This is a genomic window from Paraburkholderia sp. BGA-UO-ETr-F21, from assembly GCF_059567925.1.
The window spans coordinates 439,470-458,092 of the sequence record NZ_JCAQOY010000036.1; the positions used below are offsets into that span (position 1 = coordinate 439,470).

17 protein-coding genes are annotated in these 18,623 nt (G+C 63.8%); 7 read left to right on the plus strand and 10 right to left on the minus strand.

Features of this window, described 5'->3' with window-relative positions; genetic code table 11:
- Positions 1 to 15 precede the first annotated feature (15 nt).
- From AC57B1_RS23080 to AC57B1_RS23100, 5 genes are all read left to right on the plus strand, one after another.
- A complete protein-coding gene (locus AC57B1_RS23080; RefSeq protein WP_408352865.1) occupies positions 16 to 1,623 on the plus strand; it encodes an ABC transporter substrate-binding protein in 1,608 nt (535 codons plus the stop codon).
- Positions 1,624 to 1,678: 55 nt separating this feature from the next.
- On the plus strand, positions 1,679 to 2,749 hold the full coding sequence (locus AC57B1_RS23085; RefSeq protein WP_408352867.1) for an ABC transporter permease: 1,071 nt from the start codon (positions 1,679 to 1,681) through the stop codon (positions 2,747 to 2,749).
- Between the two features lie 64 nt (positions 2,750 to 2,813).
- On the plus strand, positions 2,814 to 3,728 hold the full coding sequence (gene nikC, locus AC57B1_RS23090) for a nickel transporter permease (RefSeq protein WP_091807834.1): 915 nt from the start codon (positions 2,814 to 2,816) through the stop codon (positions 3,726 to 3,728).
- Between the two features lies 1 nt (position 3,729).
- Positions 3,730 to 4,608, plus strand: a complete 879-nt coding sequence (locus AC57B1_RS23095; RefSeq protein ID WP_408352869.1) for an ABC transporter ATP-binding protein — start codon at positions 3,730 to 3,732, stop codon at positions 4,606 to 4,608.
- The gene (locus tag AC57B1_RS23100) at positions 4,605 to 5,429 is read left to right on the plus strand and encodes an ABC transporter ATP-binding protein (protein ID WP_496418793.1); all 825 of its coding nucleotides are present in this window, start codon (positions 4,605 to 4,607) and stop codon (positions 5,427 to 5,429) included. Before AC57B1_RS23095 ends, AC57B1_RS23100 begins: the two co-directional genes overlap by 4 nt.
- On the opposite strand, the gene AC57B1_RS23105 is transcribed toward AC57B1_RS23100, so the two are convergent.
- From AC57B1_RS23105 to AC57B1_RS23120, 4 genes are all read right to left on the minus strand, one after another.
- Positions 5,366 to 6,451 carry an AI-2E family transporter gene (locus AC57B1_RS23105; RefSeq protein WP_408184116.1) on the minus strand — a complete coding sequence of 362 codons (1,086 nt, stop codon included), beginning with the start codon at positions 6,449 to 6,451 and terminating at the stop codon, positions 5,366 to 5,368. The genes AC57B1_RS23100 and AC57B1_RS23105 overlap by 64 nt on opposite strands.
- Positions 6,452 to 6,601: 150 nt before the next feature.
- Entirely contained in the window at positions 6,602 to 6,844 is a 243-nt protein-coding gene (locus AC57B1_RS23110; protein WP_091807780.1) for a CsbD family protein, read from the minus strand.
- Between the two features lie 76 nt (positions 6,845 to 6,920).
- On the minus strand, positions 6,921 to 7,103 hold the full coding sequence (locus AC57B1_RS23115; protein ID WP_091807777.1) for a CsbD family protein: 183 nt from the start codon (positions 7,101 to 7,103) through the stop codon (positions 6,921 to 6,923).
- Between the two features lie 301 nt (positions 7,104 to 7,404).
- A complete protein-coding gene (locus tag AC57B1_RS23120; protein ID WP_091807775.1) occupies positions 7,405 to 8,982 on the minus strand; it encodes a helix-turn-helix transcriptional regulator in 1,578 nt (525 codons plus the stop codon).
- Between the two features lie 372 nt (positions 8,983 to 9,354).
- On the opposite strand from AC57B1_RS23120, the gene AC57B1_RS23125 reads away from it, so the two are divergent.
- Complete coding sequence (locus AC57B1_RS23125; RefSeq protein WP_408352876.1) at positions 9,355 to 9,795, plus strand: DUF3429 domain-containing protein; 441 nt, start codon at positions 9,355 to 9,357, stop codon at positions 9,793 to 9,795.
- A 52-nt stretch (positions 9,796 to 9,847) separates the two neighbouring features.
- Here the strand turns inward: AC57B1_RS23125 and AC57B1_RS23130 are convergent, their stop codons facing one another.
- The 6 genes from AC57B1_RS23130 to AC57B1_RS23155 all read right to left on the minus strand — a co-directional run bounded on the left by AC57B1_RS23130 (position 9,848) and on the right by AC57B1_RS23155 (position 17,267).
- A complete protein-coding gene (locus AC57B1_RS23130; protein WP_496418794.1) occupies positions 9,848 to 10,996 on the minus strand; it encodes an enoyl-CoA hydratase/isomerase family protein in 1,149 nt (382 codons plus the stop codon).
- The gene (locus tag AC57B1_RS23135) at positions 10,996 to 11,811 is read right to left on the minus strand and encodes an enoyl-CoA hydratase (RefSeq protein WP_496418795.1); all 816 of its coding nucleotides are present in this window, start codon (positions 11,809 to 11,811) and stop codon (positions 10,996 to 10,998) included. The genes AC57B1_RS23130 and AC57B1_RS23135 overlap by 1 nt, the downstream gene beginning before the upstream one ends.
- Positions 11,808 to 12,713: a 3-hydroxyisobutyrate dehydrogenase gene (gene mmsB, locus AC57B1_RS23140; protein WP_408352882.1), complete on the minus strand. Its 906-nt coding sequence runs from the start codon at positions 12,711 to 12,713 to the stop codon at positions 11,808 to 11,810. Before mmsB ends, AC57B1_RS23135 begins: the two co-directional genes overlap by 4 nt.
- 38 nt (positions 12,714 to 12,751) lie before the next feature.
- Positions 12,752 to 14,263, minus strand: a complete 1,512-nt coding sequence (locus tag AC57B1_RS23145; protein WP_091807765.1) for a CoA-acylating methylmalonate-semialdehyde dehydrogenase — start codon at positions 14,261 to 14,263, stop codon at positions 12,752 to 12,754.
- A 59-nt stretch (positions 14,264 to 14,322) separates the two neighbouring features.
- Positions 14,323 to 16,014: an AMP-binding protein gene (locus tag AC57B1_RS23150; RefSeq protein WP_408352884.1), complete on the minus strand. Its 1,692-nt coding sequence runs from the start codon at positions 16,012 to 16,014 to the stop codon at positions 14,323 to 14,325.
- A gap of 119 nt (positions 16,015 to 16,133) precedes the next feature.
- Positions 16,134 to 17,267, minus strand: coding sequence for an acyl-CoA dehydrogenase (locus AC57B1_RS23155; protein ID WP_496418796.1), 1,134 nt, complete (start codon positions 17,265 to 17,267; stop codon positions 16,134 to 16,136).
- Positions 17,268 to 17,517: 250 nt separating this feature from the next.
- On the opposite strand from AC57B1_RS23155, the gene AC57B1_RS23160 reads away from it, so the two are divergent.
- Positions 17,518 to 18,555, plus strand: coding sequence for an AraC family transcriptional regulator (locus tag AC57B1_RS23160; protein ID WP_408352888.1), 1,038 nt, complete (start codon positions 17,518 to 17,520; stop codon positions 18,553 to 18,555).
- The last annotated feature ends 68 nt before the right edge of the window (positions 18,556 to 18,623 follow it).

Consider the following 18,623-nt stretch of genomic DNA (forward strand, 5'->3'; position numbering starts at 1 on the left):
TCCTATGGAGCGGCAATGAAACTGGTATTGCGCAATGCTTTGACGGCGGCAGCGATCGCCTCCGCCTTGACCTTGTCGTTCGCAGCGGTCAGCCCCGCTACAGCGGCGACGCCGAAAGACATGTTCGTCATGGCGACGTTCCTCGACGAATTCACCACGCTCGATCCAGGCGAAGTCTACGAGCTCGTGCCGGAAGAATATGTGGCGAATACGTATGACCGGCTGGTGCGGGTCGATCTGAAAGACCCGTCGAAGTTCAACGGCGATGTCGCGCAATCATGGACCGTGAGCCCCGACGGCCTGACCTTCACGTTCAAGATCCGTTCGGGTCTCAAGTTCCACTCGGGCAATCCGCTGAGTGCCGACGACGTGGCGTGGTCGATTCAGCGCACCGTGCTGCTCGACAAAGGCGCGGCGGCCGTGCTGCAAGGCATCGGCCTGACGAAGGACAATGTGCTCAACAACGTGAAGAAGGTTGACGATACAACCGTCAGTGTGACGACGGACCAGAAATACGCGCCGACGTTCGTGCTGAACGTACTCGGTGCGTGGCCCGCATCGGTGGTGGACAAGCAGTTGCTGCTCACGCACCAGAAAGGCAATGACCTCGGCAACGACTGGCTGCGCACGAACGAGGCCGGCTCCGGCGCCTACAAGCTCGTCAAATGGACCGCTAACGACAGCATCGTCCTGCAGCGCTTCGACGGCTATCGCGTTCCGCTCGCAATGAAGCGTATCGTGTTGCGTCACGTGCCGGAGGCATCGAGCCAGCGCCTGCTGATCGAAAACGGCGACGTCGATGTGGCACGCAACCTGAGTCCGGACGATCTCGTCGCCCTGACAAAGTCCGGCAAGGCGCATGTGAGCGCGGTGCCGCAAGCCACGTTGCTGTACCTCGGCCTGAACGTCAAGAATCCGAACCTGGCCAAACCTGAAGTCCAGGAAGCAATGAAGTGGCTGATCGACTACAACGGCATTCAGAGCAACGTCGCGAAAACCACCTACAAGGTGCACGAAACGTTCCTCCCGGAAGGCTTTCTCGGCGCGCTGAACACGAACCCGTACCAGCAGAACGTCGCGAAGGCCAAGGCGCTGCTGGCAAAGGCCGGCCTCTCGAATGGCTTTTCCGTGACGATGGACGTGCGTAACGGCTACCCGTACAGCGAAATCGCCGAAGCCGTTCAGGCCAATCTCGCCCAGGGCGGCATCAAGGTTCAGATCATCCCCGGCGATAACAAGCAGACACTTGCCAAGTACCGCTCGCGCTCGCACGACATCTACATTGGTGAATGGTCGGCGGACTACATCGACCCGCACAGCAATGCCCAGGGCTTTACCTGGAATCCCGACAATTCCGACAAGTCGGCCTATAAGATGCTCGCATGGCGCAACTCGTGGGACATTCCAGGCCTGACGAAGGAAACCAACGCGGCGCTCGCCGAATCGTCGACAGCAAAGCGCGCCGAGTTGTACCAGACCATGCAGAAGCAGGTGCTCGCGAATTCACCCTTCGTGATCATGTTCCAGCAGGTCTCGCAGGTCGCGGCGCGACCGGGTGTGACGGGACTCGAGGTGGGTCCGATCAACGACCTCGTGTCGTATCGTGATCTGAAGAAGCAGTAACGTTGGCGGCGAAGGCGATCCTGTCCAGGCTTCGCCTTCGACCCAGGAACTCATCATGTCGACTCCCCTCACGACTTTCGAGCGCATGCGCGCGCTTTCGGCTGAAAGCGCCAGCGTGCGCTGGACCTTGCGCCTCGTGCGCTGGCTCATCACGCTCGTGATCACCTTCACCGGGTTGCTGGCGGTCACGTTCGTGATCGGCCGCAAAATACCGATCGATCCGGTGCTGGCGATTCTCGGCGATCGCGCGTCGGCGACGGCCTACGCGGCGGCGCGTCTGCAACTCGGGCTCGACAAGCCGCTCGCCGTGCAGTTCCTGATCTATGTGCGCGATGTGCTGCATGGCAACTTCGGCATGTCGCTGCTAACCGCGCACCCTGTTATCGAGGACATCCAGCGTGTGTTTCCCGCGACGCTCGAACTCGCGACGCTGTCCACCATCATCGGCGTGCTGATCGGTGTGCCGCTGGGCGTGATCGCCGCCGTGCGCCACAACCGCTGGATCGATCATGTCGCGCGCTTTGTCGGCCTCGTCGGCAGTTCGGTTCCGGTGTTCTGGCTCGGGCTGATGGGCCTGCTGCTGTTCTATGCGAAGCTGCACTGGGTAGCGGGTCCCGGACGCGTCGATCCAGTGTTCGACGGAATGGTCGATACGCACACGGGCAGCCTGCTCATCGATTCGCTCATGGCGGGCGAATGGGACGTGTTCTTCAATGCGTTCTCGCATATCGCGCTGCCTGCTGCCATTCTCGGCTACTACTCGGTCGCCTATCTGAGCCGCATGACGCGTTCGTTCATGCTCGAACAACTCAGCCAGGAGTACATCACCACGGCACGCGCGAAAGGCTTGCCCGAGCGCCGGGTGATCTGGCGCCACGCGTTCGGCAATATCGCCGTGCCGCTGCTGACCGTGATCGCCCTCACATACAGCTATCTGCTCGAAGGCTCGGTGCTGACCGAAATCGTCTTCGCGTGGCCGGGAATCGGTTCGTATCTGACGGGCGCCCTGCTGAATGCCGATATGAACGCGGTGCTCGGCAGCACGCTCGTAATCGGCGTCACGTTCATCGCGCTCAACCTGCTGACCGACGCGCTTTATCGCGTGTTCGATCCGCGCGCCCGCTGATGTTCCGGAGGTCTCTTTCGTGCTTCCCCCAACCGATCAATCTACGCAAACGCAGGACTGGCCGATGAATGCCGCGCCCCGACGATGGAAAGACTGGCTGCTGAGCGACACACCCGCGTCGCGCAAGCAGGCCGCGCTCGGCCTCGCTTACCGGCGCTGGCGGCGCTTCGCGGGCAATCCGCTGTCGGTCTTCGGGCTGGTGATTCTGGCCTTGCTGATCGTCATCGCGGCAATCGGGCCGCTGATCGCGCCGCACGATCCGTTGCAACAAGTGCTCTCCGACCGCCTGCTGCCGCCCGGTTCGCCATCGCACTGGTTCGGCACTGACCAGCTTGGCCGCGACATCCTCTCGCGTCTTGTCTACGGCTCACGGCTCACGCTTTCGATTGCGATTCTCGTCGTGGTGATCGTGGTTCCGGTGGGTCTGCTGATCGGCACCACGGCGGGCTTCTTCGGCGGCTGGGTGGACAACGTGCTGATGCGGATCACCGACGTAGCGCTCGCGTTTCCGAAGATCGTGCTCGCGCTTGCTTTCGCGGCCGCGCTGGGACCCGGTGTGATCAACGCGGTGATCGCCATTTCGATTACGGCCTGGCCTGCCTATGCACGCCTCGCGCGAGCGGAAACGCTCCGGCTCGTGCAGGCCGATTTCATTCACGTCGCGCGCTTGCAGGGCGCCTCGCGCATGCGCATCCTCCTGCGCTATATCATGCCGCTCTGCTCGTCGTCCGTGATCGTGCGCGCGACGCTCGATATGGCCGGCATCATTCTCACTGTCGCGGGTCTTGGCTTCCTTGGCCTCGGCGCGCAACCGCCGAGCCCTGAATGGGGTTTCATGGTCGCGTCGGGCCGCAACGTGCTGCTCGATTCGTGGTGGGTGGCTACCATTCCAGGCTTTGCCATTCTGCTGGTGAGCCTCGCCTTCAACCTGCTCGGCGACGGTCTGCGAGACGTCTTCGATCCGCGCCATGGAGGCTGACATGCCAGCCGCGACGACCCAACCCCTGTGTGAAATCGACGACCTGCGAATCGGCTTTCGCGGTCACGACGGTGAATTGACCGAAGCCGTACGAGGCCTTTCGCTCACGCTGCAGCGCGGCGAGCGGCTTGGCATCGTCGGCGAATCCGGTTCGGGCAAATCGCTCACCGGGCGCGCGCTGCTCGGCCTGCTGCCGCCCGCGGCGCAATGCCAGGCGAAGGCGATGAAGTTCGACGGTCAGGATCTGCTGGGCATGTCGGTGCGCAAGCGCCGGCAACTGTGCGGCCAGCAGATGGGCATGATCCTGCAAGATCCGAAATTCTCACTGAACCCGGTGATGACGGTCGCGCAACAGATGCGCGAAGCGTTCGAACTGCACGGTCCGAAGTTCAGCCGTCGCGAGATGCGCGAGAAGATCATCGAGGCGCTGGCCGCGGTGCATATCCGCCATCCGGAGCGTGTCGCGGACTCCTACCCGCACGAGTTGTCGGGTGGCATGGGGCAGCGTGTAATGATCGCCATGATGGTGTCGTCCGGACCGCGTCTGCTCATTGCCGACGAGCCGACCAGCGCGCTCGACGTGCTCGTCTCGATGCAGGTGCTCGGGATTCTCGACGAGATGATCGATAAGCACGACACGGGCCTCATATTTATCAGCCACGACCTGCCCCTCGTCATGTCGTTCTGCGACCGCGTCGTCGTGATGTTTGCGGGGCGTGTGGTGGAAACCTGCGCGGCGCGCGATCTCATCCACGCCCAGCATCCCTATACGCGCGCCCTCCTCGCGGCGAATCCACCGCTCGTCAATCCGCCCGATGAACTGCCCGTGTTGAAGCGAGACGCGGCCTGGCTCACGCAACCGGCAGGAGAATCAGCATGATCGATGTCAACGCCCTGACGGTCCGCTTCAGGACCAAAACCGGTGATTTCAACGCAGTTCGCGAGGCGAGCTTTCATGTCGGCGAAGGTGAAGTGTTCGGGCTGGTCGGCGAATCGGGTTCCGGCAAGTCGACGATCCTGCGCGCGCTAACCGGCCTCGCGCCGGTCGCCGGCGGCCATATGAAAATCGGCACACACGTGCTCGGCGAGAAAATCGACCGTTCCTTTCGACGCGATGTACAGATGGTCTTTCAGGATCCGTACGGCTCACTGCATCCGCGTTTCACGGTCGATCAAACCTTGCGCGAGCCGCTGACCATCAACGGCATCGACCGGCAGGAACAGCGCATTGTCGATGCGCTGCGCGAAGTCGGCTTGGGTCCCGCATATCGTTTCCGCTATCCGCATCAATTGTCGGGAGGGCAGCGGCAGCGCGTCGCGATTGCGCGGGCGTTGATTGTCGAACCGCGCGTGCTGCTGCTCGATGAACCGACATCCGCGCTCGACGTTTCCGTGCAAGCCGAAATCCTCAACCTGCTGCGACGGCTTCATCGCGAACGCAATCTGACGATGATTCTCGTGAGCCACAACCTGGCGGTGGTCGGCTTTCTCTGCTCGCGCGTCGCGGTCATGCGTAATGGCGAGATCGTCGAGCAGCGCGACATCGCCGCCATTCGCGAGCAGCAGGTCGAGCACGAGTACACGCGCAGCCTGCTGCTCGCGACGACGGGCTACCGGCGCGAGTCGGTTCGAAACCATCAGTCGGTTTTGCCGGTCAACGCGCGGCGCGCGACTTCTCCTTCATCGCGTGAAGCGGAATAGAAAACGCGTGCGCGGCCAATGATGATTTTCAACATGGCGATCACCGGCACCGCGAGAAAGATCCCCGCCACGCCGCCCAGCTGATCGCCGGCCAGCAATCCGACAATGACGAGAAACGGACTGACCTCCACGCCTTCGCTCATCAGATAGGGATTGAGCACGTAGTCCTGGAACAGCCGGTACAGCGCGATAAAGATCACCAGCCAGAGCAGATGCGCATAGCCGCTGAACACGGCCACCACCAACGTGATGGCCACGGCGCCGAGCGGCCCGGCAAACGGCACGAACTCCAGCAAGCCCGCGCTCACCGCCAGCAGGAAAGCGTACGGCACGCCAAGCAGCGAGAACGCCACGCCGTAACAAATCAGCGTGGCCAACGACAGGAACAACATCGCACGCACGTATTTCGACAGCAGCACGTTCAGATCGGTCACGATCTCCGCCCACAACGTGCGGTGCCGATCCGTCAGCAGGTCCAGAAACGCGTCGCGCATTTGCGGACCTTCCTTGATCAACAGGAAGCTCAGGATCGGAATCAGCACGAGGTAGATCAGATTGCTCGCCGCATGCACCACGCCGAGGCCGACGCTGCGCGCCATCGGCACGGCCTTGTCGGAGCCGGTTTCAATCTGGCTGCGCACGAAATCCACGATCCGCTCGCGCAACGGTTCGAGAAAATGCGGCAAGGGAAAGCGATTGGGTACGTCGGACTTCATCAAGGCCGGCAACTGCGCGAACAGATGCGTCGCCTGATCCTGCAATTGCACGCCGAACAGCGACCCGGCCACCGCGATCACCGCGACCACCACCACGAACACCAGCGCGATCGACGCCACTCGCGGCACGCGGCGCGGCCGGATGCGTTCGACCAGCTCGACCATCGGATAGATGAGGTAACTGAAGAAGACGGCGAACACCACCACCAGCACAGTGGATGACGCCATATAGATGCAGAAGAACAGCAGCGCGATAAGAAACGCGGTCCAGACCTTTCTGGCCGTGCTTACGTCGAATCCCAGCATGAACCTTCCTCGAATAGACGATGAGATCCGGCGCCTCTAACGCGCCGGGAACATCGGACGGACATCGGATCACCAAGGCACCCGCGGGCACAACGACACGCGCCGGCGCCCGGGTGGCGAATGCACCGGGCGGCGCCGCGCGTGACAGATTTACATCAGCTTGCCCAACAGAAATCCGACACCGAGCGCAATCAGCAGCGCGCCGAGCGGATTGTTGCGAGCCGTTTCGGCGACCTGATCGACGCTGTCGCCGTATTTCGCCTGCGCCTTGCCGGCAAGCTGGCGGACCTTGCCTTCGGCCTGCAGGTCCACATCGCCCGTCAAGCCGCCGACGGCATCCTGAACCTTGCCGGCCACATCTTTCACAGAACCTTCGAACTGGTTTGAATTCATCGTGATCCTCCTTGAACAGGGGGCCAGGCAGTCGCCGGCGGAAGCCGGCGCTCTATCGTGACCGCCATCGCTACCGTTACCGCTTCACGCGATTGCGTACCGCATCCGCGGCTTCACCGACCTTCGACTGCACCTTGCCAGCCAGTTTCTCAGCCGCGCCTTCGGCCTGTGCCGTCCGGTTGCCGGTGACCTTGCCGATCGCTTCCTTCACGGAACCCTTGACCTGTTTCGCTGCACCTTCCACACGATTCTTGTCCATGACGGTTTCCTTAAAAAGGTTGAGTTGCACAGAAGACGCCGAGCTCGCCATAGGTGGGAAAGCGTGACAGCTTCCACACCTGGCGCTCGACCCAGGATTGCATTGTCCCGGCTCTGCCCGCCTGCCGGCAGTCGCGAATGCACGTGATCGCCTGGTGCATTTGAACGCGTCCCGGCATGCATCCATTCGCGGAACAACGCCTTGCATCGGGTCGCCCGCTTCCGGCCAGCCGGACTTCATCAGCACGGTTCGTTCCCGGCCGCCCTCACCGGTCGACGAATCCGCCAGGACGACCCCACGCTCATGCCGGTTTCGGTCCTTTGCGGCGCGGCGCGCTGCCGGGTTCGAGGCCGAAATGGCCACGCGCGCGCGCCCACACGATTGCCTCGGCACGACTGTGCACGTCGAGCTTCGCGTAGATCGTGGCGACGTGATTGCGCACCGTGTTTGGCGCCAGCCCGAGTTCGCGGGCGATCTCCTTGTCGGCGAGGCCACCGCACAAGCAGGCGAACACGTCGCGCTCGCGCGCGGTCAGATCGGCGAGATGGCCGCCCGCGTCGGGCGCGTTCGCGCGCCGCACGTTGACCAGCTTTTCGATCAGCGTCTGGCTGAACCACGAGGCGTCCTGCATGACGGTTTCGATCGCTGTCACCAGCTCCATTTCGGAGCGTTTGCGATCGGTAATGTCGAGCAAGGTCATCAACACGCAATCCTTGCCGTGGATGCTGACCGCCTCGGCGGAAACGAGGCAATTCAGCGCTTCGCCGGCATGGCTGTTCACGAGGAACTCCATGTTGCGCAGGCTGCCGCTCTCCTCCAGCGCCGCGCTGATCCGCGCGCAGGCGTCGTCGGTCCACAGGCGGCTCTGATCGAGCGGTTTGCCCAGCAACTCCTCGGGTGTGAAGCCGGTAGTCGCGGTGAAGGCGTCGTTGATATCGAGCGTGGTGTAGTCGTCGGCCGCAAAGAGCGCGGTGGACACGGGCGTCATCCTGAACGACTTCTCGAAGCGTTCCTCGCTCTGGCGCAGCGCGCTCTCGGCGCGTTTGCGCGGCTCCAGATCCATGAAGGTGAACAGCATGCAGGCCTCTTCACCGATATCGATCGGCTGGCCCGCCACCACCACGAATTTCGTGCCGCCTTCGGGCAAGCGCAGCAAGGCTTCCATCTGCGGAATGGTCGCGCCTTCGCTCAGCCGTTCGACCGCGAGTTCGCGCCGCTCGGCGCCTTCGAACACGTCGAGCTCGTACACCGAGCGGCCGATCACGTCCTCGCGTACATAGCCGGTCATCTCGAGAAAGCCCTGATTGACCTTGATATAACGCTGGTCGCTCAGGCGGCAGATCACGGCCGGCGCGGGATTGGCGTTGAAGGTCTTCTCGAAACGCTTCTCGGCACTCGCCCATTCGCTGGCGTCGTGCAGGATCAGCGCGAGACAGTCGGGCTCGCCGCGCGCGTTGGTCAGCACGAGGCTGCGCACGCGATGCACCCAGTTCACCTCGTCGTCGTGCGCCGGGAAGACTTCGACCACCACGTCGCTGAAGCACTCGCCCGCGACCACGCGTTCGATCGGGTAACTGCCTTCCGGCAGCGGATGGTTGTTGCGATAGCGCAGACGAAAGCGCTCGCGGTATTCGGTGACGTCGGCGCCCAATTGCGCGACTTCGGTGATGCCGTGCATGTCGAGCGCGGCCTGATTCGCCCAGACGATCGTCTGGTCCGGCTCGACGAGAATCACGCCCTCGGTCAGCCCGGTGATGATCTGCTGCAACTGGCGACGGTCGGTCTGCGAACGGAGCACCTTGTCGTCGGCGGGCGGAGCGTCGTCCGGATCGTTGGATTGCACCACGGTAAAGGGTGCAGCGGAGTGTGTTGTCGTCATTGTGGGTGATGAGCGCGAGCGGCGCGCGCGAAAGCCTGTCCAGCACGGAGAATCGCCGAAATCGCGGCAGAGCGCCAATCGCCAATGCACCAGGCCGACTGGTGCATGCGCACCAGGTGCAGGCGGCGAGGCGGCAGCGGGAGGCTTCGGTTGCCGGACTTTCGGGCTCGTCGAAACGAACTGCGCCGGCGGCAAGCGCCGCCACAGGCAAAAAACCGCGCAAAAAACCAATTATCGTTTCAAATGATGTGAATTTACCGTTTCACACCATCATCTTGACTCATTTTTTCGTTTCGATTTGTATCCGATATGGCCTATTATTAGAACTCAATCGAGTCAAAACTGACGCAATATCGGTGGAGAGGTAGGAGCATGACGCCATCCGCTACAAGATCGCCGGCGCTGCCGATCACGCTCGGCCTGGCAGGCGCGATTCCCTTTGTCGCACTGGCCGTGCTGGTCAATACAGTCGGCGCGCACGAGGACTTCTTGCGCCACGCCATGCTGGCGTACGGCGCGTGCATTGTGTCGTTCGTGGGCGCGGTGCATTGGGGAATCTGGCTGGCGGCAGCCGATCCGCCACCGCATTCGGGAATGGCGTTGAGTTGGAGTGTCCTGCCGGCCATCGCCGCGTGGGCGCTGCTGGCAATCGGCACGCGCTACGCGTTTCCTGGCATGGCGGCGCTGCTCGCGACCTGCCTGCTGGTCGATCTGGCGCTCTGGCGAATCGATGCGCTGCCGGCCTGGTATCTGCGCATGCGCGCGTTGCTGACCACCATCGGCGCGCTGTGTCTGCTGGCGGCTATGCAGTGACGCGGCGGTGCGCCAGCACGGCACGGCATGCCGCGCTAGCGCACGCCTTTCTTCAGCCCTGCTCCGCGCCCAGCGCGGCGAGGGGATGCGACTCCCGCTTCCACGGCGAGGCAAGGAAGTGCCTGACGCGTTCGGGCCGCACTTCGGCGAGCGCGGCGGGGGCCCAGCGGGCCTTGCGATCCTTGTCGATCAACTGGGCTCGCACGCCCTCGCAGAAGTCGCCCTCCTCGATCACGCGTTTGACGATGCCCAACTCCATGCGGAAGCACTCCGCCAAAGTCATCTGCCGGCCGCGCAAAAGCGCCTCGCGGGTAACGTAAAGCATGGTGGGCGAATGGCCGGTCAGAGCGTCGTACGTGGACTGCAGCCATTGCTTCACCTCGCGCGGCGGCTCGCGCTCCAGGTCGTGGCGCACGGTCGCGACCATCCGTTCGATACTCGAGCGCCGATCGAAGTGCCGCAGGATCAGTTGCGTAAACGGCCCCAATGCCGCGTGCGGAACAATGTTGCACGGCGGCTCGAATACGCCGCGCAAGGCGGCCATCAGGTCACCTTCCAACGACATGCGTTGCAAACGCTCTTCAAAGCTGGCGAGCCATTCGGCCGGCACGCACAGATCCGCCAGTTGCAGGCGCAACGCATCGGCACCGGACAAGGTCGCGCCGGTCAGCCCGACATACAACTCGAGTTCCGCCGGCATCACGCTCAGAAAGCGCGTCGCGCCGACGTCCGGCAGAAAGCCGATGCGCGTCTCCGGCATGGCGATCTTGCTGCGCTCGGTCACGATGCGCAGCCGCGCCGCCTGCCCGAGCCCCATGCCACCGCCCATCGCAATGCCATCGAGCAGCGCGACCACCGGCTTCGGAAACGTGTGCAGCGCGTAGTCGAGCCGGTATTCGTCGACGAAGAACGCGAGCCAGCGGCTGTCGCCGTTCTTCGCGAGCCGCTGCACTTCGCGCACGTCGCCGCCGGCGCAGAAGCCTTTGGTGCCCGCGCCTCTCAGCACGAGCGCGACGATGCCGTCGTCGGTGCGGCAATGTTCGACCAGCACGGCGAGCTCGCGCACCATGGCGTGCGAAAGCGCGTTGAGCGCGGCCGGCCGGTTCAGCGTGACGATCGCCACACGGTTGACGACGCGAAACAGAATCTCGCGCTCCACTTCGAGACTCGTATCGGGTGCCACGCTTTGCAAGGCGCTCATCAACGCGTCTCCTGATCGGCCTGCGTGGCCTGCGTTGCCTGCGTCACCTGCCAGCGTGGCGTGCGCTTTTCGAGGAACGCATTGACGCCTTCGCGCTGATCGGCGCCGTCGAACAGGTCGACGAAGCGCTCGCGCTCCAGCGCCAGCGCCGCCGTGCGTGGCACGCCATTGCGGGCCTGATGAATCAGCGTCTTGCTGAAGCCGACCGCCTGCGGGCTCAACGTGGCGACACGAGCAGCCATGGTCAGCGCGGCCTCGCGCGCCGCGCCCTTCTCCACCACCTCTTCGACGAGACCGATGCGCAATGCCGTCGTCGCGTCGACGCGCTCGCCGGTCAGAATCATCCGTTTGGCCCAGCCTTCGCCGACCAGCCATGGCAGCGTCTGCGTGCCGCAACCACACGGCAGCAAGCCGACTGCGGTCTCGGGCAACGCCAGCAACGCATGCTGTTCCGCAATGCGGATATCGCACGCCAGCGCGCATTCGAGCCCGCCGCCCATCGCGTAGCCGTTGATCGCCGCGATCACCACAGGCCGCGCGTTCTGCAAGGTTTCGAACGCCGCGCCAAAGCGCGCCGCCGCCGTGCGTGCGACTTCGCGGTTGCCGTCGGCGAACGTGTTCAAATCGGCGCCCGCGCTGAAGAATTTGGGGCCGTCGCCGGTAATCACGATCGCCCTCACGCGCGCTTCGCCGTTCAGTCGTTCCACCGTCTGTTGCAGTTGCAACAAACCCTCGGGCGTGAACGCGTTGGCGGGCGGCCGCTTGAGCGTGAGTTGCGCGACGGCGCCGTCGTGCACGTAGTCCAGTTCGATCATGACGCGCCTCCGTCCTTGCCATCCTGACGATAGAGCTTGATGACCGCCGAAAAGTCGAGGCGTCCCGCGCCTTTCGTGCTCATCGTCTGATAAAGCTGTTGCGCCAATGCGCCGAGATAGACCGGCTGACGCGCGGCTTTCGCGGCGTCGGTGGCGAGGCCCAGATCTTTGAGCATCAGATCCGTGCCGAAGCCGCCGGTATAACCACGGGTGGACGGCGCCGTCTCGATCACGCCGGGCATCGGGTTGTAGGTATCCGAACTCCAGCAGCGTCCCGTCGACGTATTGATGATGCCGCCCAGCACTTTCGCGTCGATGCCGAGCGCCTCGCCGAGCGACATGGCCTCGGCCACGCCCGCCATCGTGATGCCGAGCACCAGGTTGTTGCAGATCTTCGCGACCTGGCCGGTGCCGGTGTCGCCGCAATGCACGATGTTCTTGCCCATTGCCGAGAGCACCGGCTTGACCTGCTCGAACGCGCTCTCGCTGCCGCCGACCATGAAGGTCAGCGTGCCCGCCGCCGCGCCACCGGTGCCGCCGGACACGGGCGCATCGACAAAGCGGTTGCCGTGTTGCTGCGCGAGTTCGGCGAACGCCTTGACGCTCACCGGGTCGATCGTGCTCGAATCGATGATGGTCACGCCGCTGGCAATGCCGGCGAAGATGCCGTCGTCGGCCGTCAGCACGCTGCGCACGTGCGCCGCGGCGGGCAGCATGGTGATTACGCATTCCACGTCGGTGACGGCCGCTTTCGGCGAAGCGGCGGCTTTCGCGCCTGCATCGACGAGTGCCTGCACGGCTTGCGCGTTGAGGTCGAACACATTGACCGCGTGGCCCGCCTTGAGCAGGTTGTGCGCCATCGGCGCGCCCATGTTGCCGAGTCCGATAAAGCCTATTTTCATGATGTCATTCTCCGTGTGTCCGCTCGCTCGGGACGCGCTCAGCGCAGACTGATGGTCGTATTGACGCCGTCGTTCACGGTGTCGTCGTCGAACCAGCGGGCGGTGACGGTCTTGGTCTGCGTGTAGAACTGCACGACCTGCTTGCCGTAGGGGCCGAGATCGCCGAGCTTCGAGCCACGCGAGCCGGTAAAGCTGAAGGACGGCACCGGCACCGGAATCGGAATGTTGATGCCGACCTGGCCGATATCGATCTCGCTCTGGAACTTGCGCGCCGCCGCGCCGCTCTGCGTGAAGAGGCCCACGCCGTTGCCGAACGGATTGCGATTGACGAGTTCGATCGCGTCGTCGAGCGTCGCGACGTTCAGCACCACAAGCACCGGCCCGAAGATTTCCTGGCGGTAAATTTCCATCCCGGTCGTGACGTCGGTGAAGACCGTCGGGCCGATGAAGTTGCCTTGCTCGTAGCCCGGCACTTTCACATCGCGGCCATCTAGCGCCAACGTGGCGCCTTCTTTCACGCCCGTTTCGATCAAGCCGAGAATGCGTTGCTTCGCGGCGCGCGAGACTACCGGGCCGATGTCCGTGTTCGGTTCGTTGCCCGCGTTGACCTTCAGCGTCTTCGCCTTCGCCACCAGGTCCGGCAACCATTGCTGCGCGGCGCCGACCAGCACGACCACCGAGGTCGCCATGCAACGCTGTCCGGCTGCGCCGAATCCCGCGCCGGCCAGTGCATTCAACGTTTGCTCGCGGTTCGCATCGGGCAGCACGACCGCGTGATTTTTCGCGCCCATCATCGATTGAACGCGCTTGCCGTGCTCGCTGCCGAGGCGGTACACATGCGTGCCCACGGCCGTCGAGCCGACGAACGAAATGGCCTTGATGAGTTCGTGCGTGCAGAGCGCGTCGACCACGTCCTTGCCGCCATGCACCACGTTCAGCACGCCCTTCGGCACGCCGGCTTCGAGTGCGAGTTCGACCAGTTGCATGGTCGAGAGCGGATCCTGCTCCGAGGGCTTCAGCACGAACGTATTGCCGCACACGATCGCCATCGGGAACATCCACAGCGGGATCATCGCCGGGAAATTGAACGGCGTGATGCCCGCGCACACGCCGATCGGCTGACGCAACGTGTAGGTGTCCACGCCGCCCGCCACGTTCTCTGCGAATTCGCCCTGCTGCAGCGTGCCGATCGAACACGCATGCTCGACCACTTCGAGGCCGCGGAAGATATCGCCTTCGGCGTCGGGAATCGTCTTGCCCTGCTCGGCGCTCAGGGTCTTCGCGATACGCGGCATATGCTCGCGAATCAGTGCCTGGTACTTCAGCATGATGCGCATGCGCGCGCCGATCGGCGTGTCCTTCCAGGTCTTGAAGGCGGTGTGGGCGGAACGGATCGCTTCGTTGACCTCATCGGCGGTGGCGAACGGTACGCGCGCCAGCACCTCCTGCGTGGCGGGGTTGACGATGTCGCGCCATTCGGTGGTCTTCGATTCGACGAACTCGCCGTTGATCAACAGTTTGACGGTGGCAATGGCCGCAGTTGCGCTCATGCTGAAGCTCCTGTGCAGTGGCCGCGAGGCGGCCGGGCAGTGACTGGGAATAAAAAGAATCAACGCAGATCCGGGAAGTCCTCTTCCCAATACTCGCCGGGCAGGCGCGCGGGCTCGGCCGCGCGTTCCATTTCGCGGCGCCGCAATTCGACGCGGCGGATCTTGCCGGAGATGGTCTTGGGCAGTTCGCTGAATTGCAGGCGGCGAATCCGCTTGTACGGTGCGAGCTTTTCGCGCGAAAACGCAAACACGGCGCGCGCGAGTTCAGGCCCGGCTTCGAAGCCATGGCGCACGGTGACGAACGCCTTGGGCACCGACAGACGCAGCGCGTCCGCGCTCGGCACCACGGCGGCTTCGCCGATCGCTTCGTGCTCGATCAGCACGCTCTCGAGTTCGAACGGACTCAGGCGGTAATCGGACGACTTGAACACATCGTCGGCGCGGCCGACGTAGACGTAGTAACCGTCATCGCGGCGCAGCGCGACGTCGGACGTGCGGTAGAAACCGTTGCGCATGGCCTGGGCGGTGGCATTGGCATTGTTCGCATAGCCGGTCATCAAGCCGAGCGGACGTTCGTCCAGCGGCAACGCGATTTCGCCTTCGGTGACGGGCTGATCGTCCGCATCCAGAAGCTCGATCCTGTAGCCCGGCAGCGGACGTCCCATCGAACCGGGCACGACCGGCTGCCCCGGCGAATTGCCGATCTGGCAGGTAGTCTCGGTCTGGCCGAAGCCATCGCGAATCGTAATGCCCCACGCATGCTTCACGCGCTCGATGATCTCGGGATTCAACGGCTCGCCCGCGCCGACGATTTCGCGCAGCTTGACCGGATACTCGGTGAGGTGCTCCTGCACGAGCATGCGCCACACGGTCGGCGGTGCGCACAGCGTGGTGACGTTGAAACGCACCAGCACGTTCAGCGTGTCTTTCGGCACGAAGCGTGGGAAGTTGAACACGAACACGCAGGCCTGAGCATTCCACGGCGCGAAGAAGCAGCTCCACGCGTGCTTGGCCCAGCCCGGCGAGCTGATATTCCAATGGATGTCATTCGGTTGCAGGCCGATCCAGTACATCGTCGACAGATGGCCGACCGGGTAGCTTTGGTGCGTGTGTTCGACGAGCTTGGGTTTCGAGGTCGTCCCCGAGGTGAAGTACAGCAGCATCGGGTCGGTGGCTTGCGTCACGCCTTGTGGCGTGAATTGCGGCGATGCGTCATAGGCTGCGGCCAGATCGATCCAGCCGTCGCGCGGCGTGCCAACGGACAGGCGCGTGAGCGGCGTCTCCAGCGTATCGAATTTGGCCAGCTCCGCGCTATCGACCACCACGAACTTCGCGCCGCCGATCTGCACGCGGTCGCGCACGTCGTCGGCGGAAAGCTGGGTGGTGGCGGGCAGCACGATTGCGCCGAGCTTCATGGCCGCGAGCATCACGTCCCAGAGTTCGACGCGGTTCGGCAGCATCAACAGCACACGGTCGCCGCGGCCCACGCCGACACCGCGCAGGAAATTCGCCATGCGCGCCGAACGCTCCGACATCTGCGCGTAAGACAGGCGCAGACCGTCGCTGGCCGGATCGTCGACGATCCACAGCGCGGGATTGTCGTTATTGCGCGCGATCACGTCGAAGTAGTCGAGCGCCCAGTTGAACTCGCCCAGTGCCGGCCACGCGAATTCGCTGTAGGCGCGGTCGTAGTCGGTTCGATGGCGCAGTAACAGATCGCGCGCTTCGAAAAAGCCTTTCGCTGCAGTCATCGTCGTCTCCAGATGGCGCGGTAAGCGCTCCGTTTTTTGTCCCACTGCTGCACTACTTGTTGCCTGGACGGGCAAGCTATTTTGCGCTCAAACGCAAGCTCGTCCGCGTCGCGCCGCAATTACACATGGCGCGCAATCACCATACGTTGCACTTCACTCGTCCCTTCGTAAATCTGCGTGATACGCGCATCGCGATAGTGGCGCTCCACCGCATAGTCCTCCAGATAACCGTACCCGCCGTGAATCTGGATGGCATTCGAGCAGATTTCCTCCGCCAGTTCCGACGCGAACAGCTTCGCCTGCGAAGCCTCCGACAAACACGGCTTGCCCGCCGTACGCAACCGCGCCGCATGATGCATGAGCAGGCGCGCGGCGTTCAGGCGCGTGGCCATGTCGGCAAGCATATTCGCGATGGTCTGATGCTCCTTTAACGCCTTGCCGAACTGGATGCGTTCGCTTGCATAGAGACGCGCGGCATCGAACGCGGCCCGGGCGATGCCGACCGCCTGCGCGGCAATGCCGATGCGGCCGCCTTCGAGATTCGACAGCGCGATGCGCAAGCCCTCGCCCGGCTGGCCGAGCAGGTTCGCTTCGGGCACGGCGCAGTCGTCGAGCGAGATGGGGCAGGTGTCGGAGGCGCGAATGCCGAGCTTGTGTTCCGGCTTGCCGACGTTGAATCCCGGCGTATCCGTCGGCACGATGAAGGCCGACAGACCACGCTTGCCGCGCTCGGGATCGGTGACGGCGAACACGATCGCGAGGTCGGCGCGAGAACCGTTGGTCACGAACTGCTTGCTGCCGTTGAGAATCCACTTGCCGTCGCGCAACACGGCGCGGGTGCGCAGGTTGTTCGCCTCGGAGCCTGCCTGCGGCTCGGTCAGGCAGAACGCGCCGATGCGGCGGCCGGTCGCCAGATCCTGCAGATAGCGGTCTTTTTGCGCGTCCGTGCCGAAGTTGAGGATCGGCCCGCAGCCGACCGAGTTATGCACGCTCATCAGCGTCGCGCAGGCGGCACAGCCCGCGGCGATCTCTTCGAGCGCGAGCGCGTAAGCCACGTAGTCGGTGTAGGAGCCGCCCCACTCCGCCGGCACGATCATGCCGAGAAAGCCCAGTTCGCCCATTTGCGTGACGACCTCGGTGGGCAGTTGCGCGTCGCGGTCCCATTGACCCGCGTACGGGGCGAGCCGCTCGGTGGCAAAGTCGCGCGCCGCGTCGCGGATCATGCGTTGTTCGTCGGTGTAGAAGCTGTCCATAGCGCTCGATCCTGTGCTGTGCGTCTGATCGCGGTGGTTGCCCAAGGCAGCCTGCGCGCGATCGGTTCGGACCCAGTGTAGGCAAGCCACGGTGCAGGTTCGATGCTCAGCCCGATCAATCTGACTGAGCGCATTTGCCATACTGGTACGATGCGAAGCTGACTCCACCCGCAATTTCAAGGACTTGGCGAAGCGTCAGAAGCAAAATGTTGAGCGCTTTTGCCAGATCGCCCCAATCAGCCGGACACGCATGAAATACGATAAAGGCACGATTTCCGTCAGCATGGTCGAGGAAACCCTCGCGCTGGCGCGCTCGCGCGGCCTCGACGCGCTGCCGCTTGCCGAAGCCGCCGGCATCGCGGCGCCGATGCTGGCGTCGCCGAAAAGCCGCGTGTCGTCGGCGCAATACGGCGCGCTGTGGGCCGCGATTGCGCGCGCGCTGGACGACGAGTTCTTCGGCCAGGATTCGCATCGCATGAAAAGCGGCAGCTTCATCGCCATGACGCAAACCGCGCTGACCGCGCGCAACGGCGCGCAGGCGCTGGCGCGCGCGGTCGGCTTCATGCGGCTGGTGCTGGACGATCTCGGCACGCAGATTGAAACAGACGCGCAGCGCGTGAGGCTGCGCTTCGTGGAGAACCCCGCTGCGCGAGCGCCGGGCATGTTCGCCTATGCGACCTACTTTATCCTCGTGTACGGCCTGCTGTGCTGGCTGGTCGGGCGGCGCATTCCGTTGCTCGAAGCGCGCTTTCGCTGCGCCGAGCCGCCCGCCGCGCACGAATACCGCCTGATGTTCTGCGATCACATGTGCTTCGACCAGGCCGAGTCGTACGTCGATCTCGCACCCGTGTTTCTGGAACTCCCCGTGATCCAGACCACCAAGTCGGTCAAGCCTTTCCTGCGCGATGCGCCGGGCAGCTTTATCGTCAAATATCGCAATCCCGGCTCGCTCGCGGCGCGCGTGCGCAGGATGCTGCGCGCCATGCCGATGGCCGGCTGGCCCGCCGCCGATCAGATGGCCGAACGGCTGCATGTGGCCGAGGCCACCATGCGGCGGCGTTTGAAACAGGAAGGCTACACGTACCAGTCGATCAAGGACGACCTGCGGCGCGACATCGCGATCGGCGAGTTGCAGGACACCGACCGCACCATCGCCGACATTGCCACCTCAGTGGGCTTTGCCGAACCGAGCGCGTTTCATCGCGCGTTCCGCAAATGGACCGGCATGCGGCCGACCGATTACCGGCCGGCGCGCGCGGATTTCACGCACCGGGCGGAATCGGACTAAGCTGTAAGGAGCAGGCCAGCCTTCTTGTGGGGTATCGGCCCGCGCCAGTCGATACGCTTCGACCGGGC